The 25557-nt window shown below is 47.0% G+C and carries 23 protein-coding genes and 2 pseudogenes; 9 read left to right on the top strand and 16 right to left on the bottom strand.

Annotated features, from left to right (window positions below; genetic code table 11):
* Positions 1–43: 43 nt before the first annotated feature.
* Positions 44–730 (top strand): VOC family protein, encoded by a 687-nt coding sequence (locus D3H35_RS13190; protein ID WP_119147782.1) that lies wholly within the window; start codon positions 44–46, stop codon positions 728–730.
* Positions 731–1526: 796 nt separating this feature from the next.
* Here D3H35_RS13190 and D3H35_RS13180 read toward each other — a convergent pair.
* Entirely contained in the window at positions 1527–3026 is a 1500-nt protein-coding gene (locus D3H35_RS13180) for a DHA2 family efflux MFS transporter permease subunit (protein WP_119149808.1), read from the bottom strand.
* 229 nt (positions 3027–3255) lie between these two features.
* Between D3H35_RS13180 and D3H35_RS13175 the strand changes: the two genes are divergently transcribed.
* Positions 3256–3852, top strand: a complete 597-nt coding sequence (locus tag D3H35_RS13175; protein WP_119149807.1) for a TetR/AcrR family transcriptional regulator — start codon at positions 3256–3258, stop codon at positions 3850–3852.
* A 65-nt stretch (positions 3853–3917) separates the two neighbouring features.
* Here D3H35_RS13175 and D3H35_RS13170 read toward each other — a convergent pair whose 3' ends face one another.
* The 5 genes from D3H35_RS13170 to D3H35_RS13150 all read right to left on the bottom strand — a co-directional run bounded on the left by D3H35_RS13170 (position 3918) and on the right by D3H35_RS13150 (position 8988).
* Positions 3918–4952, bottom strand: a complete 1035-nt coding sequence (locus D3H35_RS13170) for a zinc-dependent alcohol dehydrogenase (protein WP_119149806.1) — start codon at positions 4950–4952, stop codon at positions 3918–3920.
* Between the two features lie 35 nt (positions 4953–4987).
* The gene (locus tag D3H35_RS13165) at positions 4988–5770 is read right to left on the bottom strand and encodes an SDR family NAD(P)-dependent oxidoreductase (RefSeq protein ID WP_158594096.1); all 783 of its coding nucleotides are present in this window, start codon (positions 5768–5770) and stop codon (positions 4988–4990) included.
* A 44-nt stretch (positions 5771–5814) separates the two neighbouring features.
* Entirely contained in the window at positions 5815–6672 is an 858-nt protein-coding gene (locus D3H35_RS13160) for a carbohydrate ABC transporter permease (RefSeq protein ID WP_119149804.1), read from the bottom strand.
* Complete coding sequence (locus tag D3H35_RS13155) at positions 6662–7516, bottom strand: carbohydrate ABC transporter permease (protein WP_119149803.1); 855 nt, start codon at positions 7514–7516, stop codon at positions 6662–6664. The genes D3H35_RS13160 and D3H35_RS13155 overlap by 11 nt, the downstream gene beginning before the upstream one ends.
* Positions 7517–7626: 110 nt before the next feature.
* Positions 7627–8988 carry an ABC transporter substrate-binding protein gene (locus tag D3H35_RS13150; protein WP_158593868.1) on the bottom strand — a complete coding sequence of 454 codons (1362 nt, stop codon included), beginning with the start codon at positions 8986–8988 and terminating at the stop codon, positions 7627–7629.
* Between the two features lie 238 nt (positions 8989–9226).
* Here D3H35_RS13150 and D3H35_RS13145 point away from each other — a divergent pair, with 238 nt between their 5' ends.
* Positions 9227–10078: an AraC family transcriptional regulator gene (locus tag D3H35_RS13145; protein ID WP_158593869.1), complete on the top strand. Its 852-nt coding sequence runs from the start codon at positions 9227–9229 to the stop codon at positions 10076–10078.
* A gap of 98 nt (positions 10079–10176) precedes the next feature.
* On the opposite strand, the pseudogene D3H35_RS13140 reads toward D3H35_RS13145, so the two are convergent.
* The 6 genes and pseudogenes from D3H35_RS13140 to D3H35_RS13115 all read right to left on the bottom strand — a co-directional run bounded on the left by D3H35_RS13140 (position 10177) and on the right by D3H35_RS13115 (position 16017).
* Positions 10177–12422, bottom strand: a pseudogene (locus D3H35_RS13140) (FAD-dependent oxidoreductase).
* Positions 12423–12444: 22 nt separating this feature from the next.
* On the bottom strand, positions 12445–13440 hold the full coding sequence (locus D3H35_RS13135) for a zinc-dependent alcohol dehydrogenase family protein (protein ID WP_119149802.1): 996 nt from the start codon (positions 13438–13440) through the stop codon (positions 12445–12447).
* Positions 13441–13453: 13 nt separating this feature from the next.
* Positions 13454–14419, bottom strand: a complete 966-nt coding sequence (locus tag D3H35_RS13130) for a carbohydrate kinase family protein (protein WP_119149801.1) — start codon at positions 14417–14419, stop codon at positions 13454–13456.
* A 207-nt stretch (positions 14420–14626) separates the two neighbouring features.
* Positions 14627–14773: pseudogene (locus tag D3H35_RS32395) on the bottom strand (YdeI/OmpD-associated family protein); the annotation flags it as partial.
* A gap of 109 nt (positions 14774–14882) precedes the next feature.
* The gene (locus D3H35_RS13120) at positions 14883–15410 is read right to left on the bottom strand and encodes an isochorismatase family protein (protein WP_119149800.1); all 528 of its coding nucleotides are present in this window, start codon (positions 15408–15410) and stop codon (positions 14883–14885) included.
* Positions 15385–16017 (bottom strand): helix-turn-helix domain-containing protein, encoded by a 633-nt coding sequence (locus tag D3H35_RS13115; RefSeq protein WP_119151145.1) that lies wholly within the window; start codon positions 16015–16017, stop codon positions 15385–15387. Before D3H35_RS13115 ends, D3H35_RS13120 begins: the two co-directional genes overlap by 26 nt.
* Before the next feature lie 317 nt (positions 16018–16334).
* Between D3H35_RS13115 and D3H35_RS13110 the strand changes: the two genes are divergently transcribed.
* From D3H35_RS13110 to D3H35_RS13095, 4 genes are all read left to right on the top strand, one after another.
* On the top strand, positions 16335–16541 hold the full coding sequence (locus D3H35_RS13110; protein WP_119149799.1) for a helix-turn-helix transcriptional regulator: 207 nt from the start codon (positions 16335–16337) through the stop codon (positions 16539–16541).
* Complete coding sequence (locus tag D3H35_RS13105; protein ID WP_119149798.1) at positions 16538–16969, top strand: hypothetical protein; 432 nt, start codon at positions 16538–16540, stop codon at positions 16967–16969. Before D3H35_RS13110 ends, D3H35_RS13105 begins: the two co-directional genes overlap by 4 nt.
* 512 nt (positions 16970–17481) lie before the next feature.
* Positions 17482–17964 carry a MarR family winged helix-turn-helix transcriptional regulator gene (locus tag D3H35_RS13100; RefSeq protein ID WP_119149797.1) on the top strand — a complete coding sequence of 161 codons (483 nt, stop codon included), beginning with the start codon at positions 17482–17484 and terminating at the stop codon, positions 17962–17964.
* 3 nt (positions 17965–17967) lie between these two features.
* Positions 17968–18411 carry a flavodoxin domain-containing protein gene (locus D3H35_RS13095; RefSeq protein WP_233567916.1) on the top strand — a complete coding sequence of 148 codons (444 nt, stop codon included), beginning with the start codon at positions 17968–17970 and terminating at the stop codon, positions 18409–18411.
* A gap of 128 nt (positions 18412–18539) precedes the next feature.
* On the opposite strand, the gene D3H35_RS13090 is transcribed toward D3H35_RS13095, so the two are convergent.
* On the bottom strand, positions 18540–20018 hold the full coding sequence (locus D3H35_RS13090; protein WP_119149795.1) for a protein adenylyltransferase SelO: 1479 nt from the start codon (positions 20016–20018) through the stop codon (positions 18540–18542).
* Between the two features lie 441 nt (positions 20019–20459).
* On the opposite strand from D3H35_RS13090, the gene D3H35_RS13085 reads away from it, so the two are divergent.
* Together D3H35_RS13085 and D3H35_RS13080 are read left to right on the top strand one after the other, a co-directional pair.
* Entirely contained in the window at positions 20460–22202 is a 1743-nt protein-coding gene (locus tag D3H35_RS13085; RefSeq protein WP_119149794.1) for a DUF2207 domain-containing protein, read from the top strand.
* 25 nt (positions 22203–22227) lie between these two features.
* Complete coding sequence (locus D3H35_RS13080; protein WP_119149793.1) at positions 22228–22776, top strand: LemA family protein; 549 nt, start codon at positions 22228–22230, stop codon at positions 22774–22776.
* 189 nt (positions 22777–22965) lie between these two features.
* On the opposite strand, the gene D3H35_RS13075 is transcribed toward D3H35_RS13080, so the two are convergent.
* Genes D3H35_RS13075 through D3H35_RS13065 form a run of 3 tightly spaced genes read right to left on the bottom strand, consistent with a single transcriptional unit; the run spans position 22966 to position 25381 of the window.
* On the bottom strand, positions 22966–24477 hold the full coding sequence (locus D3H35_RS13075) for an S-layer homology domain-containing protein (protein ID WP_147355833.1): 1512 nt from the start codon (positions 24475–24477) through the stop codon (positions 22966–22968).
* Positions 24474–25019, bottom strand: a complete 546-nt coding sequence (locus D3H35_RS13070; protein WP_119149791.1) for a DUF5018 domain-containing protein — start codon at positions 25017–25019, stop codon at positions 24474–24476. Before D3H35_RS13070 ends, D3H35_RS13075 begins: the two co-directional genes overlap by 4 nt.
* Entirely contained in the window at positions 25016–25381 is a 366-nt protein-coding gene (locus D3H35_RS13065; protein ID WP_119149790.1) for a DUF5018 domain-containing protein, read from the bottom strand. The genes D3H35_RS13070 and D3H35_RS13065 overlap by 4 nt, the downstream gene beginning before the upstream one ends.
* Between the last annotated feature and the right edge of the window lie 176 nt (positions 25382–25557).

Genomic DNA, 25557 nt, shown 5'->3' with positions numbered 1-25557 from the left:
TGGAATATCCTTCTATTATACTCGACGACGAGGGGTGAACTCCTTGAGATTAAAAAGCGTAAAGCTGCTTGCTGCAAATCTGGAGCAACAGAAATTATTTTATACTCAAATTATGGGGCTGCCTATATTAGACGATTGTATCGATACTTTTACCATTAGAGTTGGGCATTCTCGTTTGACTTTCGAAAGATCAACCCATGCAGACGAAAGCCCCGTATATCATTTCGCATTCGACGTTCCCGGAAATAGAGTGGCCGAATCCATAGTATGGTTAAGTTCAAGGGGAATATCGTTAAATTTATTACCGCAAAATAAGTATCAACTGATTTCAACAACATGGAACTCAACTTCCATCTATTTTTATGACTATGCAGGAAATATTGTTGAGTTCATAGCTAGACATAACCTGAATTATTCGTCAACTTCCCCATTTACCAGCAACAGCCTTCTAAATATTAGCGAAATAGGTCTTGTTGTCAGTGACGTTCCTTCTACAAGAGAGCTGCTGAGGTCCCGCTTCTCGATTGATGGATATAAGAATAATAATGATTGTTCTTTCGCTGCAGTTGGCGATGAGGATGGCTTGTTTATTTTAACTGCGCATAACCGAATTTGGTTGGGCTCAAACAAAGAAGCGAAAATATACAAGACGGAGGTTGAAATTGAAGGAGCTGTTACTAAAGGGGAGCTTATTTTTAAGGATTACCCTTATAAAATTATCGCTAATTAAGCGTCCTCTGGACGGAGAATGGCGTTTTTGTCGTAGACAGGCTGCCATTATGGTCGTGTAGCAATAGGACGCCATCCCACTCTTTTGGCGAACTTGTTGTGTAGACGCTCAACAATGGGACGCCATCCCATTCTTTTGGCGAACTTGTTGTTTTGACGCTCAACAATAGGACGCCGTCCCACTCTTTCGGCGAATTTGTTGTTTTGACGCTCAACAATAGGACGCCATCCCACTCTTTTGGCAAACTTGTTGTCTAGACGCTCAACAATGGGACGCCATCCCACTCTTTGGGCGAACTTGTTGTCTAGACGCTCAACAATGGGACGCCATCCCACTCTTTTGGCGAACTTGTTGTTTTGACACTCAACAATGGGACGCCGTCCCACTCTTTGGGCGAACTTGTTGTGTAGACGCTCAACAATGGGACGCCATCCCACTCTTTTGGCGAATTTGTTGTTTTGACACTCAACAATGGGACGCCATCCCACTCTTTGGGCGAACTTGTTGTCTAGACGCTCAACAATGGGACGCCATCCCACTCTTTGGGCGAACTTGTTGTGTAGACACTCAACAATGGGACGCCATCCCATTCTTTTGGCGAATTTGTTGTTTTGACACTCAACAATGGGACGCCGTCCCACTCTTTGGGCGAACTTGTTGTGTAGACGCTCAACAATGGGACGCCATCCCACTCTTTTGGCGAATTTGTTGTTTTGACGCTGAAATAGGGTAGTGATTGAGAAAATAGGGCACCCGGCTGGGTGCCCTTTGTTGGTTCCGGCGGAGCTTCTAATTCCTATGTCTCGCTGACTGTTGTTCGCTTCAGGGCTATTCCCGGTTCTTCCGCTTCCTTGGCCTGCCCTGCACGTTTAATGAAGAAGGAAAGCACCAGACCGACAATTCCGATTCCAATAATGACAAGATACGAATCATTAATACCTTGAATAGACGCCTCCATCATCATTTGCTCCTTAGAAAGCTCCCCTGAGCCGCCTGCCGCCATCATATCCGTAAGATGAGTTTTGGTGCTGCTCGTCATAACAGTGACCAGAAGAGAGGTGCCTATTGCGCCGGCTACCTGCTTGATGGTGTTGGAAATGGCTGTACCATGCTCATTCAGTCTTGAAGGCAGTTGGTTCAGGCCGGCAGTTGTAATTGGCATCAGAAACATGGCCATCCCGAAGCGTCGTCCTGTGGACATCAGAACCAAATACGTATAGCTGGTGGAATCGGTCAGATTAACGAAGCCGATTGTGGTTACGATCGTAATAGCCATACCGATAATGGACAGCCACTTCGCTCCAAACCGATCGAACAGCCTTCCTGTCACCGGCATCATAATTCCCATCAGAAGCGCCCCAGGGAGCATCAGCAAGCCAGACTCCAGAGCCGTGTATCCCCGTGCATTCTGCAAATACAGCGGAAGCAGCATCATATCTGCATACATGACCATCGTAACCGCAATATTAATAACGGTTGTCAAGGAGAACATGCTATATTTGAACGCCCGGAGATCGAGAAGCGGGCTCTTGGAGACCAGTTGTCTCCATGTAAACAAAATCAAGGAAACCACGCCTGCAACAATAGAAAGAATTACTTCCGCGCTTGACCAGCCCTTACTTCCCGCACTGCTGAAGCCGTAAAGAACGGCGCCGAAACCGATTGTTGAGAGAATGATGCTCCAAATGTCAATTTTCGGATATTTTCGTTCAGACACATTTTTCAGATAAAAAAAGGCGACCCCAATAACGATTAGAGCAAGCGGAATCATTCCGTAAAACATCGTGCGCCAGGAAAAATGCTCCATGACATAACCGGCGATTGTCGGCCCGATAGCAGGGGCAAAAATAATGGCGAAACCGACCATCCCCATAGCGGCTCCTCGCTTCTCAGGAGGGAAGACGGTCAGGATGACAGTCATTAGAAGCGGCATGATAATGCCGGCGCCGGCGGCTTGAATCAGGCGGCCAACCAGCAAAATGTCAAAGTTAGACGCTACTGCCGAAACAATGGTGCCGACGAGAAAAATAATCATGGAAGTCTGAAAAAGCTCACGGGTCGTAAACCGCTGCATGAGAAATGCAGTGATCGGAATTAGAACCCCGTTCACCAGCATGTAGCCGGTTGTCAGCCATTGGGCGGTTGACGCCGCAATGTCAAAGTCGACCATTAGCTCCGGCAGCGCGACGCTCATAATAGTCTGATTCAACACGGCGATGAACGCCCCCAAAATCATGACGAACAACAGTGGACCTTTCTTAATGGAACTGCTGTCAAAAGCCGAACTTTTACTCATTTTTGCTCAATCCCTTCAAATTCAAGCTGAAACTATTAAACAACTTGTTGTATAATAAACTCAATGTTAAGAATTATATTCATCTCGCTTTAACTTCACAAGCGACAGCTTTTTGAAAAACGTTTATTAGTTTACGGTTTAACGCAATCTGTCGTCTATGCGAAAAATAATCTACAAAGCAGGATCGAATTGTCGTCCGGAGTATTATGGGGAAAGGAAATGAGAGCCCATGTCAACAGCATCACCGCGTACGGACCCGCGTATTATTCGTACGCGCCAATTGATTCGAGATGCCTTTATCGATTTGCTCCAGGAAATTGAACTTGAGAAAATAACCGTGAATCGCATTGCGGAACGCGCAACTATCAATCGTGTCACCTTCTATCTTCATTACCGGGATATTCCGGATATGCTGGAGAGGATCGCGGATGACATGGTTAATGAAATCCAGGCGATCTTGAGGGATGTTCCGAATCAGACCCGTTCAGACATGGATTGGTCCATACTGGTCAAAATACTTGAGCATATTGCAGACAACTCAAAATTTTACAAGGTGCTGCTTGCTTCAAAACGTATACCGGTATTTACCGACCGCCTTACGAAGCTGATAGCGGAGGTCATCACCAGCAGAGCCGAGAAGCGTGAAGCTTCCTTGTCGGTTTCGGCTGTGAGCGTTCCGAAGGATATTGCAATCTGGTACGGCTCCTCCGCCTTCATCGGTACAATTGTGTGCTGGCTTCGCAACGATATGCCCTACACGCCGCTTTTTCTCGCCAAGCAGCTTTCTCTGCTGTTCCGTTTATATCAAAATACGGCCGATGCGTAGAAACGAAATAGAAGGGCACCCATGCGGGTGCCCTTGGCTCGTACAAGCATTCTATTAAATAGGATCTATAGAGCTTGTTTTTTGACGTCGATAACCATTTTCCCAACATGGTGAGCACCGCTCGTCGCCAGCTTAAAAGCTTCCGATATTTGATCCAAATCGAATCGGTGGGTCACCATTTCATCGATCTTGATCTTATTCTCTTGCATCAATTGAATAGCCGTTTCGAAATCCTGCTTCACATACATCTGTGTTCCTAACAATGTTTTCTCTGCTCTTTGCAGCATTTTCATTGGAAACACAGGATCCTTGCTGAACAATGCCGTAATGACAATTTCTCCGCCGTTCTTTGTAACGGCCAAGGCTTGCCCTAGAGTGAGCTCTATACCTGCAACGTCGAAGGCGCCGTCAAGCCCGATACCGCCAACTTCGGCTTGTATACGTTCTTCCACATTTTCCTTCGTCGGATCGATGACAATATCCGCTCCGAGCCTGCTTGCAATATCTCGTCTGCTCTCAATTGGATCTGAAGCGACTACTAGCTTCGCTCCGAATGCTTTAAGCACTTGGATGATTAGCAGTCCGATTGGGCCTGCTCCCAGGACAGCGATTTTCTTCCCCTCAACGCTCTTCATTCTACTGACAGCGTGTACAGCAACAGCAGCGCTTTCAACCATTGCACCGTCAGTTGCACTGAAGAGCTCGGGAATTTTCACAATATTGTATTCTGGAACCGCCGTATATTCGGCAAATCCTCCAGGATAAAGCCCGCCAATAACCTTCAACTCGCGGCATAGATTAAATTTGCCCGCCTGACATGGCTCACATTTCCCGCAGCCGACTCCCGGTATTGCGCAAACATAGTCACCGATCCGAATAGATCTCACGTCGGCTCCCACTTCCACTACTCTGCCTGCAAATTCATGCCCCATACTGACAGGCGGCTTTAATACAGGATGGTTCCCTCCATAGATATGAAGATCGGAGCCGCATATTCCGCATACCTCGTTCTCCACCAATACTTCATTTGCTTTAATTGCAGGTCTCGCCGCCTCTTGTACTTCCATAAGTTTCTCGCCGATTAGCACTGCTCTCTTCATAGGGCACCCCTTCTAGGATTCAGTCTGATCATTCTTTATACTTTCATCAGTGGATTTAAGGTAGGGTCTCCACCCAATATACCGCCATCGACAGCAATAATTTGCCCGGTAACAAAGCTCGCTTCATGAGAGAGTAGAAATGCAATCATATTCGCAACGTCCTCTGCTGTGCCTAGACGTCCCAACGGTGTGCGGTTGATAAGTCTATCTCTGTAATTCAGATTTTCAGGCAGCGACAAATCTACGAACGGTGTTGCGATATACCCGGGACTTACTTGGTTCACGCGGATTCCATAATCTGCAAACTCAACGGCGTGGGTTCTCGTAATTTGTGAAACTCCGCCTTTGGCAGCGCCATAGATAGAAACATTGTGTACCCCATAATGAGAGAGCATAGAACCAATATTAACGATTCGACCGCCGTTATGTCGTTTCATCACTTTCGCAGCAGCCGTAGAGGCGAAGAAGGTTCCTGCCAGGTTCGTATCGATAATCCGCTTCCAATCTGCGAACGTGTAATCCACTGCCGCTTTGCGGAAATTGATCCCCGCGGAATTCACAAGCATATCCATACGACCGAACTCTTGACCAATCTTCTCTATGACCCGCTCGAGTTCCTCAACTTCGGCTACGTCCGCTCTAAAAAAATGTAATTTCCCTTCATATTCGGGCAATTGTTTAATGAATTCATTGGCACGATCCGCACTGCGTCCAAGCACCACGCATGTTGCTCCATTCGCCAATAACTTCTTCGCAGCCGCTCCGCCTATTCCCGAATAACCGCCCGTAATTACAGCTATCTCATTGTTAAAATTCATAAGCCGATACCTCATCTCTATGCTGTCATGTTCTTCTGTTTCCATTATGATTTCACGGAACCGGCAGTTAATCCGGAAATCAGCATCCTGCCCAGGAAGGTAAAGACGATAATCGATGGGATAATGGCCGCAGAAGCTGCCGCTGTTAACGGTCCCCATTCTTGACCGAAGAATCCTAAATACTGATAGATAGCCAGTTGAACCGGTCTTAGATTGGGGCTGTTGATCATGATGGATGAAAGTATAAATTCGTTCCATGCACCCAAAAATATGAATAATGCGGCGGCGGCCAAAGCGGGTCTGCACAGCACTGACATCATTCCGAATATAATGTAAGATCTGGATGCCCCATCAATGGTCGCCGCCTCGTCTACCTCGACAGGAATGGTCTCAACACCCGATTTAATAATCCAAATCGCCATGGGGAGATTATAAGCCGTATATAAAATCGGCAAAGTGTACCACTCGTTCAAAAAGCCCAATTCACTCATATACAAATAATTAGGAATAATTAGGGCCGAGCTTCCAATAGACAAGGGTATACAAAATACAACCAGGTAAAACATCGGCTTCTTGAGCCTGAAGGAAAATCTGTCAAATCCATATGCAGCTAAAAGTCCGAGAAATAATCCAAAAATGATGGAGGCCACGCAGTAAAAAATACTATTTAGAAAGGTTTGAAAATACCCTCCGTTAAAGATTCGGATATAGTGCTCAAACGAGGCCTCGAAATTAAATAGTTTAGGCGGATATGAGAATATATCGGAAGGAGACATAATAGAGGTCTTCAGTCCCCATAAAATCGGAACGATATTGACAATAACGATTAGTCCAAAGGCTATGAAAAGCATTAGCGATTTTAATGAGCCTGAGAAGGTAAAATTCAGTCCTTTAGATCTCATATTTCACCATCCTGATGTAGAGAGATATCAATAATATGTTGACCATAAGCACTACAAAGGATAAGGCGCTTGCTACCCCGAAGTTATAGTACACAAACCCCTGGTCATACAATTCCATTGTAATCACATTCGTCGCATCGCCCGGTCCGCCGCCGGTGAGCACCATAGGAACATCCACATTGTTGAAATTACTAAGCATTAGAATAATGGATGTAACCATAATCGGTGTTTTTAACAGCGGGAGCTTAATAAGCCAGAAGGTATGCCATCTGCTCGCGCCGTCTACTTCTCCGGCCTCTTCCAGCTCCTTCGGAATACTCTTCAGCCCTGCAAGAATCAATACCATTGCAAAGCCGACTGTTCGCCAAGCAATTACAAAAATGAGCGCTATAGGTGCGGCTTTGGGGTTCCCTAATACATCGACACTCTGAAAACCAAGCGAATTCAACACATAATTTAATAATCCCAAATTATTGAAGATCCATTTCCACAAGAGGGCTCCAACAACCATCGAGATTACCCAAGGAATGAGCACAATGATTTGGATAATATAAGCGGTGAAGCCCTTCTTGGAATTAATCCATAATGCGAGTAAAGTGCCCGTTACAATAGATATGAATAATCCCACAAAGGTCACAATAAATGTGATCAGCATTGAAGACATGATATCGTCGCTCGTAAATACTTTTATATAATTTTTGAGCCCCACAAAATCGCCCATCTGCAAATATCTCATATCGTATAAGCTGATGTAGATCGTATAAAATAAGGGAATGATTAAAATCACGGATAAAAAAAGGATGCTTGGCGATACCAGAATAGCCCCTAATTTATTTACCTTCACGATTGCCCCTCCAATGTTGCAAGAATAGCTATCCCCTTTACCACTGCGGGTTATTTTCCCTAACCCACAGTGGTGAATAAGGATCTATGATGTTAAATCGTAAGGATCGGTTAAGATCCCGCTCTTTCATTAAACTCTTTCTCTGCTGCTTGCAATGCCGCCTTTACATCCTTGCCTTTCACCAATATATCCTGCGCAATCTTGTTGAGGTCGGCTCTCCAACCGCTAACCGGGAATTCCCACGGTTGCGCGTATCCATACTTGGCGAATCCTTCCGCCATGACCGACAAATAAGTTTTATCAGGCTTGCTCAAGAAATCGGCGTTTTTTTGCACGGTTGACTTACGAACAGGAACTTGACCGCCTACCGTCATCCAAATTTCGTCGGACTCCGCATTGATCATATGCTCAACGAACTTTCCTGCCGCTTCTTTATTTTTGCTGCCCGACCATACACCTACATTCCAGCCGTTAATAACACTCGGAGAGAACGTTGAGCCATCTTCGCTCGGGAAGTAGGTCATTTGAATTTTGCTTCCATCAAATGTAGATTCCTTCTGCAGAGTCGGAATCCTCACTCCTGCGCCAATCATCATGGCATATCTTCCGGCTTTGAATTCGTTATATACATCTTCTACAGAGGACGATATCGCGGAATCCGGAGTAACCTTATACTTCGTAACCATGTCCAATTGACGATTCATTGCCGTAACACCCGCATCCGTACTCCAGTTGGCCTTTCCGCCTTCTGTAAACATATCTCCTTGCGATTGAATTAGAGACGGCGGGAATACTTGCGGATCTGGCGATTCCGGACTAAACGCTTGGCCGAAACCATATCTCTGAATGCCTGTAGCCGCATCTTTCTCTGTTAGCTTCACAGCTGCATCGATGAGCTCATCCCATGTCTTGAATGGAACCTTAATGCCCTTCTCCGCTAGTAGATCCTCTCTGTACAGGATGCCTATATAGTTTCTTGATAAGGTAACCTGATAATGTTTCCCATCCTTATTGCCGAAAGCCCAATAAGCATCGTCAATATCTTTAATATCCTCTGGCGTCCAGCTATTCAAGAAAAGGCTTTCAAAATCAACCAGAGCATTTTGTTTTAAAGCGGTTCCAAAGTCATCCATCGATGTCCAGATAACGTCCGGCGCATTGCCCGTTTGATTCGCGGCAAGGAACTTCGTTCCTAACGTATCCCATACTTGCGGTTCAACCGCTACTTTGACATTCGGATTATCCCGTTCAAAATTAGTTATGATCTGCTTTAAGGCTACTTCTCTGGCGCTTGTTCCGTTCGGATCTAAGAATGTCCACATTTTGATCGTTGTTTTCTCGGAAGGTTGTTTGCCGGATGTCCCCGAAGCTTCATTATTCGTATTCTCTTTCGACTGACAAGCCGCTAGTGAAACGCATAAACAACATACCAAGACTAACAACAGAACCTTTAGCCATTTACGATTATTCATTCGAGCATTTCCCCCTAAGAATAGTGTCGTTAATCCTTGTCGAAAATTTACTAAATGCTGTGTTTCCGCTCCCTCCAGTAGCCGCTGCGAGTAATTGCCCATTTAAAATATCACACTGAAAATAGGCATGCCATGAACTAATCACCTTGATATGCATTATTATATTGTGATAACATCAACACCATAAAAACAGTAATGTATGCGCTTACGAATAATAATCCATTCTGAAGGTGATTCTATGAACGATGCTTTAGGTGACTTACACAACATGGTTCCTCACTTCACTCAAGTCATCCATAGAGTCGTAAATGGTTCATGGGTAAATCATAGAAAGGTATGGGATACCCACTCCTTCATCCTTGTGTACGATGGAGAAGCCGTTATCGGATGTAATGAAGAGCAGCGCGTGGGCAAAGGGGATTTGATCTACTTTAAGCCCGGCGATGTCAGATGGGGATATACGTTCGAGGATAATCCAATGAAGTGCTACGGTATGGATTTCAAGTATTCCTGCCTACTATTCGATAACGATGATTGGATCAAGAAAGACATTCCGCTGCCCATTCAATCGTTCCTTCACTTAAATGATTCCCATCTATTCTCCAGGGTGCTTCATTTGTTTCAGAATTTAACCAAGGAATGGATCTCGCCCACTACCTTCAATAAAGTATCCAGAGAAAGAGCTTATTTCATGGAGATCCTTAACCTTCTCTTCCTGTGGAACTCATCTAAACAGTCCCTCAATTACGATAAAATACGGAAAGTAGAAAAGGTATCACAGTATATACTCGATAATTATTCGCGTAAGGTGAAGCTTCAGGATTTGGCAGACTATATTCAGCTGAGCCAATCTTACCTGCAGGTGATTTTCAAAGATATAACCGGAAGCTCCCCGATCGAATATTTAATCAATGTTCGCATTAACAAGTCCAAGGAGCTTATGAAGGAAGGCTATCAGAATATCGGGGAAATCTCCGAGCTTGTCGGGTTCAACGATGCATTCTACTTCAGCAGATGCTTCAAAAGGATTGAAGGCATTACCCCTACTGAATACCGAAGTACGATTTCATCGCAGCGCCAATTTGTCTAACATATCCGGCTCGGGGCTATGCCCTGGCTTGGACATACAAACAAGGCTGTCCCATCCCGGGGCAGCCTTGTTTGGCTTATTGCTGCATATGGATTAACTTAACGAACCCGGATCTCGACGATCTCGGCATAAGCCGTCCCATTCGTTTGTTCCACTACCAACCTTAGCTGTTCGGTTCGCACATCGTTCTCCAGGGTGTGCTTTCTTTTTCGTTGCCTGTTGCCTTTTACTTCAAACAGAATGCGCCAGTTCCCCTTCTCGAATACCTCTAGACGATAATCTCTGACCAATTCCGGAATGACATCAAATTCAGTTCGATGATGATGGAGATTAATAAGATCTTCATTCACATCATCGTTAAAGGTAATGTGAATTTCATTAAACTCCACTTCCTTGTCCCATTTCAATGCAACCCACGCATCATCCTTGGAAGGCTCTGAAAGCCACATATGCGCTCCGCCGTAAGGACGCTGGTAGCCATCCATAATTTTTGCAGGCTCATAGGCCTTTGTCTCAGTTGCTAGACGGAAGCAGAACGGTTTGCGCACTACACGTTTCATGTTCCATTTCACAACTAACTGATCATGGTTTAGCGATTCCATACCACGAGCGACGTTCAGCGCTTTTTCTCTAACGAATGAGAGCACTCCGCTCATTGGCTGGTGAGAGAGATATACGGATACACTCGGGTTTTCCTTAATGACCACAAAGGCATTTTGCGTACTTTCCGGACTCCAAGGGAGATTGAATTCTATCCATTGTTTGTTGCCCTTCTTAATGGTTTGGACATCTCGCACTTGAAGCTGATAAGGGATGTAATTTTCTTGTCTTCCGGTATCCCAGACCTCGACCTCCACTGATGTGTCGTCAGCAGCGTCTAATAGAATTTGTATTTTCTCGATGTTAGGATCTACGGGCATCAAGAAGGCAACATCCGTTGCAAGCTCGAATGCTTCATCCGCCGACTCCACGGCAAGGCGGCTTAAATAGCTTGAGGCAGTAACCTCCGCCTGAAGCGCAAGATCTGCGGGATCTTCGTTCTTAATCCCTATAACGGATGCATCTTCCCATAAGAGGGTTTGTTGCAGTTGTTTCAGATGCTTCTCATAAATCTCCCGCGGGTAGCCTTGTTCTCCACACAAAGCGCAGCAGCGGTACCGGCCGCTTGACCTACAGAGGCGCACGTCCCCATCACACGCGACGATCCAAAGGCAATATGCGTCGCGCTAATGTTTCTACCTGCAAATAATAGGTTGTTTACATTGAATGAGTAAAGGGAACGATATGGAATTTGATAGATTCCGTCCGAATGATAATGCCGAGACGTGTAATCGGCGGCATACATCCCTTCAGGCGGATGCAGGTCAATCGACCAGCCCCCGTAGGTTACATTATCTTCAAATTGCGTTTGGCGTTCCAGGTCGTTCTGGTTTAAGACATAATCCCCTTTGAATCTGCGGTATTCCCGTTTCCCCGGCATGCTGCCCACCCATTCCAAGGTCATGGTTTCCGCTTCAAATTTGCCGGAGTTTTTAATATAATCCCATATTCCATATATGACAGACCATAATTCATCACGTATCCGCTCATTATCATGAAGGGTATCTATATCCTCTGCTCCCCCCCACTCGATCCACCAATAATGACATCCGGAATCTCCGCTGTTCAATACCCTTTTGATAGGAATTGGCGTTTGAGTAATGTCTTTCGTAAAACTTGGCGGAACAAACTTCACAGGCCGCCCGGCGTCTTTGGTATAGAACAACAGCGTGCTTCCTAACGTAATATTGTCTGATACATCAGGCGCCCACGCTTCGTTAAATTCGTGTTTGGCTTCGCGTCCGATTTGATACTTCGCCCCAGCTAGAAAACCGATCAAACCGTCGCCAGTACAATCTAGAAAAACGGGGCTTTCAAAGCGAATTTTACGTTCAGAGCCCATCATCCAGCCTGTCACCGATTTAATATGACGGTTTAACTCATCGCCTTCAGCTTCAACCTCATGGACGTCCGTATTCAAGAACAATTGGATATTAGGCTCGTGACGTACCTTCTCCAGAACAATGAGATCCCAATAATACGGATTGCCCTCGGGGTTCGTATATTGATTTTCCACAAACATTTCACCTAGAACGCCAGTCTCTCTAGCATAACGATTGACGCCATGACCTGTTGCTCCAACGACCCAAACCCGCATCTCGCTGCTTGAATTGCCGCCCAGAACGGGACGATTCTGAATAAGGGCTACTTTCTTCCCCAAGCGGGCGGCGGCAACGGCCGCACTTACTCCGGAAAGTCCGCCGCCAACAACAGTAACATCTGACTGAACGTTTTCGAATCTCATTGTTTTCACTCCGTTATCTTCGCTAAATTTGAATTTGTGTTTTGAGAAGATCTCTATCTTTCGGCTTTTCAAAAAAGTCGAGGGTCTCCTCCAATGAAAGGGTCTGCGAAACCAGATGATCGACTTGGATACGTCCTTCGTTGATCCATCTCATCGCGGGAATGGTTGTATAATGAACAGCCATAGAGCCTAGAATTGTCCAATCATTATTGAAAAGCTTAAAAGGATTCAACGATACCGTGACATCGCTATCGGCTACGCCGAACTGCAAGTATTTTGCGGCAGGCCCCATGTACGAGAAGGCTCTTTGTATTACTGAAGGGATGCCGGTTGCCTCCACAACAATATCGAAGGTCTGCCCGCACAGACGAGCATCGAGCTCATCGCTCAATACAGTCAGGGTTGCTCCGTACTGCTCGGCAATTCGAAGCTTGGAGGGAGAGATATCGACCACAACCAGTTCCGATGCCCCCGATCTTGAGATTGCCTGTACTAGTTGTTGTCCCATTGCACCTGCGCCGAAAAGAATAACTCTGTTGCCTGCCTGAACCTGCAGTCGATTCATCGCGTAAACGACACACGCCATCGGCTCAATGAAGGCCCCTTGCTGAAATGTCATCGGATCGGGCATTCGAATAAGCGTATTAGCCGGAACTCGGACATATTCCGCCATACTTCCATTCCTGGTAACACCCGTTGCCGCAAAATTCAAGCATTGATTCGACCTGTGAGTTTGACAATATTCGCAATGACCGCAAAATATATTGGGATCCGCACTCACTCTGTCACCGACCGAATATCCCGTTACATTCGCGCCAATCTCATGAATGACGCCGGAAAATTCATGCCCTGGAATAAGGGGATAGGATGACATATAAGTCCCTTCATAAATATGAATATCCGTTCCGCATATCCCCGTTCGTTCCACTTTGATCGTCACTTCATTCATTCCCGGTATCGGATATTCCACTTCCTGAATGCTGGCTTGAAACGGTTTTTCGATCACAAGCGCCTTCACTTTTCTCCACCTCTCAATCGCTAGTCCGAGATATAAAGCTTTCTATTTCCTCTAAGTCAGGAAGGCTGCTCATGCCCCCCATTTTCGTCGTAACGATGGCTCCAACAGCATTGGCGAAGTCGCAGAAATGGGCTACATCATTAGCGCTTAATTGATTAATTTCCACGCCCTTATCCAGCCATTTGAGTAACACAGCCCCTAAGAACGCATCTCCCGCACCTGTCGTATCGATGGACTGGACAGAATACCCTCTGCTTATTCCCGTTTCCGTGCGTATTCTATAGAAACAACCTCGTTCACCCAAGGTAACGAAAATTAAGGGTACTCCGTATGTCTCATAAATGAAGCGTGTTCCTTCTTCGTAATCCTGAATCCCCGTAATGAATTCCAGCTCTTCCTCGGATACCTTCACTATACTTGCAAGCTGTAATCCAACAATCATCATATCTCTGGCCTTAACAGGGCTTGACCACAAAGGGAGTCGTAAGTTGGGATCAAAAGAAAGGGGGATGCCTTTCTTGCGAGCATGTTCAGCCGCCATGAGCGTTGCCATGCGTGAAGGATTATCAGTCATCGAAAGCGATCCAAAATGAAATACTCTTGATCGTTCGATCCTGCTCAGATCGATATCTTGAATAGTTAGAAGGGTATCCGCACCAGGCCTTCGATAAAAACTGAAAGACCGCTCTCCTTGTTCGCTAAGGTGAATAAAGGCTAATGTCGTATTCCCGTTAGGATCGAATATGAGTCCTGTAGTATCAACACCATAACCCTTCAGCACACCGTCCAAGTATTTACCGAATGAATCATCGCCTACTTTGCCAATGAAGGAAGCTTTCTTTCCTAGACGAGCCAGACAAGCCGCTACATTGGCGGGAGCTCCGCCAGGATTTTGCTCGAAATAAGGACGTCCAGCAGCAGTCATGCCTAATGGGGTGAAATCTATTAATAATTCGCCAAGTGCAATGATGTCATACACGAAATCAACCCTCCTTTGTTATGCATGCTGTCTTGTGATAAAAAATAACATATCGATTGTTGAACGGACATGGACTAATCTGGCTCAAATGCACTATTTCATTCTGAATTCTATCTTTGTCGCTGATTTTAACCGCTCCGCCGGACCAAAAGAAAAAAGAGGCTAACCAGATTAAGCTGGTCAACCTCTAATTTCTCAGTGCAAAGTTTAATAATCCAATAGACGGCCATTATCATTCCATTGTCCGTACATCTTATTAGTACGGGTATGTTCAATAAACTTTGTCAACCGATTATGATACAACGTTGCATCGTTACGCACGGACTGGATATTGTCGATCCGGACTCTTACGTAATTCTAGTCACCCCTGAATTCTCGTATTCATCATCTCCAATCACAATTATAAGCAACCATTACTGCCACCTGTATGTCAGCGTTCGAAAAAAACAGGTCAATGCCCCTTCTAATACTGAATCTCATCCGATCGAACGATCGAAGCGAAATGTTTCAGTGTGTTATTGTGATGAAGCACTATCTGTTCGGCAGTCCATTCTTCGGAATCGTAAGTACTATGACAATCACTTGCCAATTCTACTTTATAGCCGTGCGAGTATGCACTTTTCACAGTTGTATCCACGCAATATTCGGTTTGAATGCCGCACACGACCAAACCCTCAATCGCATGATTTCTTAATAACGCGTTAAGATTGGTTTCATGAAAGGAGTCTGCATGATACTTGATAACAAGAGAATCATGTGGCTCAGGAGCGATTGGGTCGATAATTTGCCACAACGGTTGATCGACCGATCGCGGCCCTGTCGTCTCCGTGTACATAATATAGAATATCGGGGATGCATTTTTTCTTGCTTTTTCAATCAGCAGCCTTGTATTTGCAATTAGCCTTGCTTCTTGATAGAGAGACTTTCCCCCATAGCTTTTCCATACAAAAGGCATGGCTTGCATATCAATGATCAGCAATGCTTTTTTCACTTTTGACGATTCTCCTTTGTTCAATCTTCTCGTGCTTGAATAATCCATGTTGAGTGCAATTCACATAGAGCGACCCACCGTACATCTTAGGGAATCGCAGTTCCGCATTTTGTTCCGGGTACATCTTGATTAACATGAACCTATCGTATGAAACGTACGCCGCAAAAGAAATGTAATGTTCTCTGCTCATCTCGTGTTCCAAAGTAACGAAATAATCGTCCTCTGTCTCGTGAACAGCTATGTCATGATCTCCGCTGTCCTTTTTTATTTGGAGCGTTTCTAGAATTCTACCGCAACAGGAAATATTGATTGCCCCTGTACTTGTCATAACATTGCCGCAGCTCTTGCATGAATAAAATTTGACGCGCTTCATACTCCCGCTGTCCCGGTCATTCGATTGCAGTTCCCCCGATAAAATCTTTTCAATGTTGACACCTAATATTGTTGATAACTCGTTTAACAGCGAAATATCCGGACATCCTAATCCACGTTCCCATTTTGAAATCGTTTTATCACTAATATTCATGAGAAGGGCCAGATCGTTTTGGGTCATATTCTTTTCTTTACGAAGGCTTTGAATCAAGCCCCCCACCTTTACACTATTCATTCCATTCACCTCGCTACTAGCGTATTGTTTTCGGATGAATTTCACAATAAACGTTCCGTAGAGTACAGATGGATGTTCCAGAAACACAAAGAAGCTTTCCATTGGAATTCTGCTCGGAAAGCTTGCCGATACAAGATCTTTTTACTACTGCGAAGAACACGAAATTGTCCTTATTTGTGGTACGGTTCTCCCGTATGGGGAGCATATCAGTCGGATGCCCTTTTTTTATCATAATGGAAAGTACGCTTGACATTGATCAGATTGCACGATATGCTTTCCCCATGGAAAGTTAGCTTTCCATGAGGAGGATGAACGCATTGAACAACCGTTTAGAAGAAATCCGCAAGCAACGTGGAATTAAGCAAGAAGAATTGGCAGCGGCTCTTGAAGTGTCAAGGCAAACGATCGGTTCGCTGGAAAACGGACGATATAACCCATCGATCCTTTTAGCGTTCAAGATTGCTCGTTTTTTCGGTATGAGTATCGAAGAAATCTTTATTTTTGAGGAGGATGAGAATGTATGAACAAAACGATTTTGTCTTATTTGATTACCGTTGTAGGCGTAGCCATACTAGCAGTCGGTGTGTACTTCATCAAAACAATTGAAGATCCGCAAGGTTTGCTGCGAGCGTTGCCTTATATCTGCGTTGGACTTGGCTCTGGTATGTTCGGTCACGGTATGGGAGAAATAATGGTCCGATACGCGATGAAGCATAATCCCGCCGCAGCAAAGCAGCTAGAGATCGAGAAGAAAGATGAGCGAAATCTGGCAATCGCTAATCGGGCAAAAGCGAAAGCATATGACATGATGGTTTTTGTGCTTGGAGCCTTAATTACGGCATTGGCCTTGATGGATATCGATTTAACAATGGTATTGCTATTGGTTTGTGCCTATCTGTTTATCATTGGATATGGCGTTTATTACCGATTCAAGTACTTTAAAGAGATGTAATAAAATCGCTGTTTATTGGAAAATCGCATTCGACACATATTAAATACATGGCATTGAACTGGAATTCGACGAGACGCTACGACAGTGTCTGGTCGTCGCAGCCCCCTCCACCGGCAAGACAAGGTGGAAGGGGCTTTTTCTTTGTCCAGACACAAGTACCCTTCACCCTTCACGATCGTGATCTAGGGCATCTCCCTTTCTGCCAAGCGAAAGTACCGTCAGAAGCAACAAGCTGCTAGCATCGACACTTCTGACACTTTTCTTTCCGGCCTCAGGGGCCTTCTCCGGTCCACGATGCCCACTTCCCGTGTTTCCTAAGCTCGTAGCCTACATACAGTTATTCAAATCCATGCCCCGCAAGGAATGCCGCAAAAAAACTTGCCGTTACTTATGGTACGGTTCACCGTACCGCAAATAAGGTGAAGCATTTGACATCAAAAGCCCAATAAAGTATCTTGATTATAAAGAATCTTGACAATCAAGATTTATGCGAATTCAGGGAGGACTATCGTTTGCCAAGCAATCGACCCGAGCAACCTACGGAGCAACAGGAAAAGCTTACGATGAGCATGCGCGGATTGGGAACTAGAACGGTACTTTACCAGCAAAGCGTAGCCGCTTCCTTAGGGCTTCATAATAATGACTTTTTATCTATCGACATTCTGCATGAGAAAGGCCCCGTCACCGCCGGCGAGCTGTCGAGACTGACCGGGCTCACGACAGGCAGCGTTACTTCCTTAATCGACCGACTGGAGAAAAACGGCTTCGTGCGCAGGCAACAGGATCCCCATGATCGTCGAAAGGTCATTATCGTTCCCCTATATGAGGATAAAGAAGACGTCAGCGCTACGTACCTCCAGCTCCACTCAGAGATGGTCAAGCTGGCTTCCTCTTATTCGGATGAAGAGCTTGAGCTGATTACGCAGTTTCTAAATAAAGCGGGCAGCGTACTGGAGGAGCAAATTCATCATCTTAATTCAAAAGCTAAACGATAAGGAATGAGTCAAATGGCCGTATTAGCTATCTATGCTACGAAAACAGGGGCAACCGAGCAATGCATTAAAGTTCTGGCAGAAGAAATTTCGAATTGTACGATTTGCGATATTCAAACGGAGAAGCCCGCCATCGAACACTTTGACAGCCTTATTCTGGGTGCTGGAGTTCGAGACGGAAAAATATATAAGCCGATTCGCGATTTCATCAAAAAAAACCATCAACAATTATTGGAAAAGAAAATGGGATACTTTATTTGCAATGAGAAGCCAAAGGAAACAGAAGAAATATTCGAGCGGAATATCCCCGCCGATCTAAGAGAAACCGCTGTCTGCATGGAATCGTTCGGCGGCTATAAGGCTTACGCTGCACCCAAAGAAGGAACCGATCAACTGAAGGGAATTTTTGTGGACAAAATAAAAGCCTTTTCCGAGAAATTCAATTCCTAGCGAATGAACAGAAGAGCTTCTGCGAGCGACTTCTATTCTTTCGCCTGACCTTCCTGCTGTGGCCCCGGCATATCCTTGCTGCCGCAGGATGTCGGATTCCTCAGCAAACACTATAGATTTCCTTGAAATCAGGTGCCGCAGAAGGTTCGGTAAGGAATTGTCGATCGATCAGCCGGAGCGGAATACTCGTCCTGTTCGGGAGAGTGTGCATAGGGATTCGACAGAACCGCAAGAAGGCGCTCCATCACGCTATAGTCTTGATGTGCTACTGCCGCTTCCAATGCGGCTTCAACCCGGTGATTGCGCGGAATTACCGCAGGGTTGCTGCTTCTCATCAATTGAAGCGAGGAGTCCCTCTGTTCCCGCTGCCTGCCTAGTCTCGCCTGCCAGCTCTCGTGCCACAGGGCGAATTCCGGGATGGCATACAGCGCCGTATCGTCCGGCCTGCCGAAAGTTAAAGCGCGGAAGGTGTTCGTATAGTCCGCACGAGCCTTCTTCATCATTCCCAGGAGGTCTTCTATAAGGGTTTCATCCTGCTGCTCCTCGTTAAATATCCCGAGCTTCCCTCTCATTCCCCCAAGCCAATTATGCTTATAAAGCTGTGGGAAACCCTCCAGCTCATCCTGAGCCAGCTTGACCGCCTCTTCCTGATTATCGTGGAGCAGAGGCAATAAAGTCTCAGCAAATCTGACCAGATTCCACGCGGCAATATTCGGCTGATTGCCATAGGCATAACGGCCGTGAATGTCGATCGAGCTGAATACCGTTGCCGGGTCATACGCATCCATGAAGGCGCAAGGCCCATAATCGATGGTTTCTCCGCTAATGGCCATATTGTCGGTGTTCATTACTCCGTGAATGAAGCCCACTAGCTGCCACTTTGCAATCAACGAGGCTTGCCTCTTCATCACTTCCTGAAGCAGACGAAGATAGCGATCCTGGGCATCGTCGTCAACGTCCGGAAAATGTCTGCGCAACGTGTAATCGGCAAGATCCCGGAGGTCTTGGACAGTCCCCCAATTGGCAGCGTACTGAAAGGTGCCTACGCGCAGATGACTGGCCGCCACGCGGGTCAGAACGGCGCCCGGCAGCTCCGTCTCGCGGAAGATGGTCTCGCCTGTCGTCACGACCGCAAGACTGCGGGTAGTTGGAATCCCGAGCGCGTGCATGGCTTCGCTGATGATATATTCGCGGAGCATCGGCCCGAGCGCCGCCCGCCCATCGCCACGGCGGGAATACGGCGTCTCGCCCGGACCTTTGAGCTGGATATCCAGCCTTTGGCCCGAAGGCGTAATCTGTTCGCCGAGCAGCAGCGCCCGACCGTCCCCCAGCATGTTGAAATGGCCGAACTGATGTCCCGCATAAGCTTGGGCAAGCGGAGACGCCCCCTCGGGGATCCGGTTCCCTGCACATACGGCTATGCCCTCTTCGCTTCGCAGCCATTGGGCGTTCAACCCCATCGATGCAGCCAGCGGCCCATTGAGAACGATCAACTCCGGAGCGCTCACGGGAGTCGGGTTAAGACGGGTGTAGAAGATTTCAGGCAAACGAGCGTAACTTGTGTCGAAGCTCCATCCCGCTTCTGCGGGTGTTTTTCCTATTGTCATCGGTATCTGTTCGACCTCCTTATTTGCTGACCGCTTCTTGCGGGTTAGTATACCCATTCCGCACATCCGCTTTTTTTCGGGTAAGTTCCGTACGAATACCCCCTAAAGAAAATTATACCAGAACAATGAAGTCGTCGTTGAATGGCACCCTCTATGGCATATCGCTTTGAACCCCGAACCGGTCGACGACCGGGCCCGCCAGCGCGAGCCCGATCGGAGAGCCAGACTGGAAGCCGCAATGACTCTGTCGGCAACCATCATCGTGAGCTTGCGATTCCATCGATCAATAGTTCCCCTTAATCGACGGCTGCTACAGTCAATCCTTATTCAAAAGTGCAGTTATGATCTAAAAAGCCGGCCTCCGCCTGTCGATATAGGACTAAGTATCTATTTTCGAAAAAGACGCGATGTCAACCCTCATCATGTTCCCGAGAGGAATTAATGCCTATGACCAAGGTGTCCAAAGTCGTCGGACTTCTTTTTTCGCTCTTCCTGCTTTTAGCTGCCCAGCCCGCGTACGCGGAGGAACACTCGTTTGAAATTAGCGAGGTTGACATTGATGCCCGCATCGACGGCGATGGCAACATGCACGTCGCCGAAGTGGACAAGTACCGGTTTGACGGGGCCTTTAACGGAATTATTGTCGACCTCAATACTTCCGGTTCGGACGGGATCGATCATTTTCAAGCTTTCGAGGTTACGGAGGAGCAAAATATTCCGCTTCGTTTCGAAGAAGCATCGGTTGACGATAACAAGGTTCAGTATAAAATCTATGCTCAGTCCGCAGACGAAACGAAGCTGTTCCGATTCACCTATTCCATAAAAAACGTCGTGCAGGTTTATGCGGATACCGCCGAGCTGTACTGGAAGTTTTTCGATCAAACGAACCCAAGCAAGCTAGGGTCGGTCAACATTGATGTCGAGCTGCCGGACGGGGCCGATCCGGAAGAGATCACGGCATTCGGGCATGGACCGTTGCACGGAGCCGTTAAGATCGACAATAACGGCGTTGTTCGGTATCAGGTAAGTCCGCTGCCAGCCGAAAAGATGCTGGAGGTACGGATTTTGTTTCCCGGCTCCTATGTTCCCGGCAGCGCAAAGATAGACGCGGCTTCTAAGCTTGACCAAATTCTCGAAGAAGAACGGAACTGGTCGGCCGATACGGACAGCGCGGACGGTGCGGACGATGCCAGTGTATATGGCGCCCTGGCTCTGCTGATTGCCAACCTGGCTGCCGGAACGATTCTTTATATCAAATTCGGCAAACCGTTAAGGCCTGACTGGAAAGGAAAGTATTATCGAGAGCTTCCGGCCGATGTGACGCCTGCCGTCGTGAGCTATTTGATGAAATACCGCATTAAGCCCAGAGACCTAATGGCCACAATGGCCGATCTAGTGAGAAAAAAGCACGTTGACATGAAAATGATCAAGGGGGGCGGCGGATGGCGCGATAAGACCGATTACACATTCCGGCTAATTAACAAGCGGACGGACGAGCTGCAGCCGCACGAAACGATGCTGATCGACTGGTTTTTCGGAGAGTTGGGGAGCTCGGGGCAGGTTTCGCTTTCCAGTATTCGTCGGCAGGCCAAAACGGGTGCCGCCGCTTTCTTGAAGCGGTGGTCGCAGTGGCAAGCCGAAGTCGTTAAAGCCGTAGACCAGCTGGATTACATCAGCTTTCGGAAATGGATACCCCGATTTGTCATACTCGCCGTTGTCGTTCAATTTTTTGGATTTTGGTTTTTGGCGCCGGAGGATTGGAGATGGCTGATGTTTTGCTCGATCCCCTTGCTCTTCTTCAAGCCAAAAAGAAAGCGGAGAACAAAATTAGGACAGACCGAATTTACGAAATGGAAGGCGTTTAAGCGTTTCTTGCACGATTATAGCCAGATCGCATCGCGCGAACCGATGGCCGTCCACTTGTGGGAGCATTACTTCGTCTACGCCATCCCGCTTGGCGAGGCGAAGAAAATGATCGCTATTACCCGTTTGAATGTGCCTAACGCGGATCATGATCATACGTATTTTGATAACTCCATCTTCTATCATTACGACCATTGGGCCGGCTCGTTCGATCGGACAATGGCGACGGCACACAAATCGGCCAACTCGGGCGATTCTGACGGTTCGTTCTCTTCCGGCGGCGGTGGCGGCGGTGGCGGTGGCGGCCGCGGGGCTTTCTAAGCTAACTATATCGGGAGGTAACCTTATGGGCATCTATATTGGCGCAGCTGTAGCAGCTATCCTACTTCTTTGGATCGTGTTCACTTATAACCGGCTTATTATGCTCAGAAACCGGGTTCGCAACAATTGGTCTCAAGTGGAGATAGTCCTGAAGAATCGATTCGATCTCATCCCCAATTTGGTCGACACCGTATCGGGATATACGACATACGAGAGAGAGACTCTGACCCGAATGACCGAAATGAGAACGAAATACTCGTCCGCACAGTCCATCAACGAGAAAGCGCAAGCTAACGGCGAAGTGTCCGGCCTGCTCAACCGGTTGATGGTAGTGGCGGAAAATTATCCGGACTTAAAGGCGAGCGAGAACTTCCTCTACCTCAAGGAGCAGCTCACCGAGATCGAGGATAAAATCCGCTTTGCGAGACAGTTCTACAACGACACGGTGGAAGCCTTCAACACGGCGATCATGAGCTTCCCCTCCAATCTCCTCGCCGGTATGTTCGGATTTCGCGAGCAAACCTTCTTCCACATCGACGAAGCGGAGAAGGCCATCCCTCGGATTAAATTTTAAGATTGCCCGTACGGCGACGGGATTTGCCCCTTCCATAAAGCAAAACGGCCTTCGTCCCTTGGAATTCGGGACGAAGGCCGTTTAACCTCTAGTTGCGCTGCTGCATGACAGCTTGCCGCTGCTAGGATTTAAGCTGGTCGAGCAAAGCTTTTATCTCCGGATTCAAATTCAGCACGCGAAGAATGATGCTCAATGCTTCCGCTCTAGTCGAGGACTCGTTCGGAGCGAAGGTTCCCCTGAACGGCCTTCAATAATGCCGGCAGATGCCGCCGTCTGTATCTCATCCGCATTCCAAGACCCGGCCACGTCGTTGAAGGATGCCGTTTGGTTCTTTTCGACAGCCTTGAAATCTACGACGCGACTGATGATGGCAATGATTTCAGCACGGGAAATGGCGTGACTCGGTCTGAACGTATCGTCCCCGTAGCCCGCAATAATTCCGTTGGACGCTAAAGCTGCAATTGCATTGCCCGCCCAATGATCCTTCACGTCTTTCAGCACCCGGGAGCCGCCCGCAGGCTCGATATGGAATACTCTAGCTATTATTGAAGCAAACTCGGCACGTGTAATAGAAGCATCCGGGCGGAATGTCCCGTCGTTATATCCGGCTATAAAACCCAATGTGACGAAAAGATCGATATTCGGTTTGCTCCAATGCTCGTTAACATCAGGGAATCCGCCGCTCACCGGACCCGTTTGTGCGTTCTCCACTTTATCCTTCAAATAGGCTTCGATTTTAGCTTGATCTACTGCCGACTTGAAAATAGAAGCCGCTGGCGGCGAAGTAGGCTCCGGCTCGGTTGGCGCAGGTGTGGATGGGGACGGATCATACCCTCCGGAAGGAGTTTTTGCCGCTGCCGTAACCGTCACTGCGTAATCTTGCTTGGTGCCGTCGGCAGCGTACACCGAATACGTTACCGGATTCGTAAAATCTTGCGTCGTAACGCCGCTAACCTGACTCTGAAGACCAACCTTCACATCTTCGCCCGTACTCGTAAAGGCAGGAGCCAATTGGGTCACGATAGTACCGTAAGGTACCGTTATCGATACCGTGTGAGCATTCTGATTCACGACTCCGATGCTTTCCGGACTCGTTATTTTGAAAGAGGTCAACTCCTTCGCCGGATTCAAGGCTCTGTTAACGATCAGAGTATACGGGACAACCGAATTCTCGGAATCCACCGCATGGATAGTCGGTGACAGACTTAAATCCGATACCGTAACACCCGATTGTTGAACAATCCCATTGATTTCAATATGATCTCCCGTCGTAACGAATACAGCCTTGGCTGCGCTTAAATCCGTTCCATACGGAACATCAAGTGTGATTGTATGCTGGACCGAATCGATCGCTCCGGTCGCATGGACGGGAGAGATAAGATCGTAAGAAGTCAGTCGATTGGCCAAGATTACTGTGACCACATAATTTTGCGTCAACCCGTCCTCTGCAAATACCGTGTACGTCTGCGGACTTGTAAAATCGTTAGCCGTTTGCCCGGAATTTTGGACGCCGTTTCCTATTTTCACGGATTGACCATTTGTCGTGAACGTTGCAATTTGATTGAGCCGTGAAACTCCGGCAGGCAACACGACGGAAATCGTATGCGCAGCTTCATCCACGATACCCTCTGCACCCGCAACGCCAAAAGTCAGCATGGCTTTGGTTGAGCTTGCATCTGCATCCGCAGCATGTACAGTCACGGTATAGGCCTGAGAGCCGCCGGCTTCATCATGAACGACATACACAACAGGCGAGCTAAAATCAATAACGGCTTCCCGCTAATTTGCTGATCTCCATTCGCATAGACCCCGGTACCCGTGGACGTAAAAGCCGGCACCAAGGATGCCAAGTTTGTACCGAAGGGAACCGTGAGAGCTATCGTATGGTTTATTTCATCGATTGTCCCGACGGAAGAAAGCGAAGCCAACCCGAAATAAGTGATTTCTTTGGCCGTACTAAGCTCTCTTTGCATACTAACGGTAACCGTATAGTTTCGGGTGCTTCCATCCAACGCTTCAACCGTGTAAGTCAAGGGCTGCGTAAAATCCTGGGCACTGTCGCCGCTTACTTGAACAACATCGTTTACCTTAACTTTGGCCGTTCTTTCATCCGTAGTAAACGCAGGCTTCAACGCAGTCACATCCGTGCCTTGCGGAACGGTGAGAAAGATCGCAAAGGCCTCGTCGTCGATAAAGCCCGTCGCTGCAGGATCGGACAAGTTAAAGGATAGAATGGATTTCAAGCTGCTCGGCCGATCGTTACCGTAACCGTATAGACTTGCGTACTGTTATTCTCGGCCACGACCGTTAATGCTACGGGACTCGAATAATTAGTGCGCGTAACATCACTAGTATGATTAAGAACGGACGCACCTTCGGAAACCGTAAAGGTTTCAAGCATATTATTGACGGCGGAGCGAAAAGGAACGACGACGCTGATCGTATGGAGCTCGTTATCGATGATGCCGGGATTCCCTTCTACGGAAAAAGAAAGAAACTCCTTCGATGAACTTTCGACATTTGCAAAAATAACTTGCGGAAACACGCTTAAAAATAAACATAAAACGAGTGCTGCGGATGCGGCTTTCTTGAATGTTCTAAGCAATGGTGTAAGCCTCCTCATTCATTATGCAGATCATAGTTGTCGTATCTTTCATGACTCTACTAACTATAATTTCTACAAATTTCGACAAAAACCTCTATGTGTGAAGCGATTCGATAGATAACCTATCAAGAGACTCCTCCGTGAAAAGGATACCGGGACACGGCTGCGCGACCTTA

This window comes from Cohnella faecalis, assembly GCF_003570905.1.
GTDB classification, from domain to species: Bacteria; Bacillota; Bacilli; order Paenibacillales; family Paenibacillaceae; genus Cohnella; species Cohnella faecalis.
The sequence above is the reverse complement of the archived record's forward strand: the minus strand, read 5'-3'. Positions and strand labels throughout refer to the sequence as shown.

What these genes read in the sequence shown, in the direction of transcription:
- D3H35_RS13180 (WP_119149808.1), bottom strand. Translation starts at nt 3,026, where the DNA reads ATGAGTAAAAGTTCGGCTTTTGACAGCAGTTCCATTAAGAAAGGTCCA.
- D3H35_RS13175 (WP_119149807.1), top strand. Translation starts at nt 3,256, where the DNA reads ATGTCAACAGCATCACCGCGTACGGACCCGCGTATTATTCGTACGCGC.
- D3H35_RS13170 (WP_119149806.1), bottom strand. Translation starts at nt 4,952, where the DNA reads ATGAAGAGAGCAGTGCTAATCGGCGAGAAACTTATGGAAGTACAAGAG.
- D3H35_RS13165 (WP_158594096.1), bottom strand. Translation starts at nt 5,770, where the DNA reads ATGAATTTTAACAATGAGATAGCTGTAATTACGGGCGGTTATTCGGGA.
- D3H35_RS13160 (WP_119149804.1), bottom strand. Translation starts at nt 6,672, where the DNA reads ATGAGATCTAAAGGACTGAATTTTACCTTCTCAGGCTCATTAAAATCG.
- D3H35_RS13150 (WP_158593868.1), bottom strand. Translation starts at nt 8,988, where the DNA reads ATGAATAATCGTAAATGGCTAAAGGTTCTGTTGTTAGTCTTGGTATGT.
- D3H35_RS13145 (WP_158593869.1), top strand. Translation starts at nt 9,227, where the DNA reads ATGAACGATGCTTTAGGTGACTTACACAACATGGTTCCTCACTTCACT.
- D3H35_RS13115 (WP_119151145.1), bottom strand. Translation starts at nt 16,017, where the DNA reads ATGAATAGTGTAAAGGTGGGGGGCTTGATTCAAAGCCTTCGTAAAGAA.
- D3H35_RS13105 (WP_119149798.1), top strand. Translation starts at nt 16,538, where the DNA reads ATGAACAAAACGATTTTGTCTTATTTGATTACCGTTGTAGGCGTAGCC.
- D3H35_RS13095 (WP_233567916.1), top strand. Translation starts at nt 17,968, where the DNA reads ATGAGTCAAATGGCCGTATTAGCTATCTATGCTACGAAAACAGGGGCA.
- D3H35_RS13090 (WP_119149795.1), bottom strand. Translation starts at nt 20,018, where the DNA reads ATGACAATAGGAAAAACACCCGCAGAAGCGGGATGGAGCTTCGACACA.
- D3H35_RS13085 (WP_119149794.1), top strand. Translation starts at nt 20,460, where the DNA reads ATGCCTATGACCAAGGTGTCCAAAGTCGTCGGACTTCTTTTTTCGCTC.
- D3H35_RS13080 (WP_119149793.1), top strand. Translation starts at nt 22,228, where the DNA reads ATGGGCATCTATATTGGCGCAGCTGTAGCAGCTATCCTACTTCTTTGG.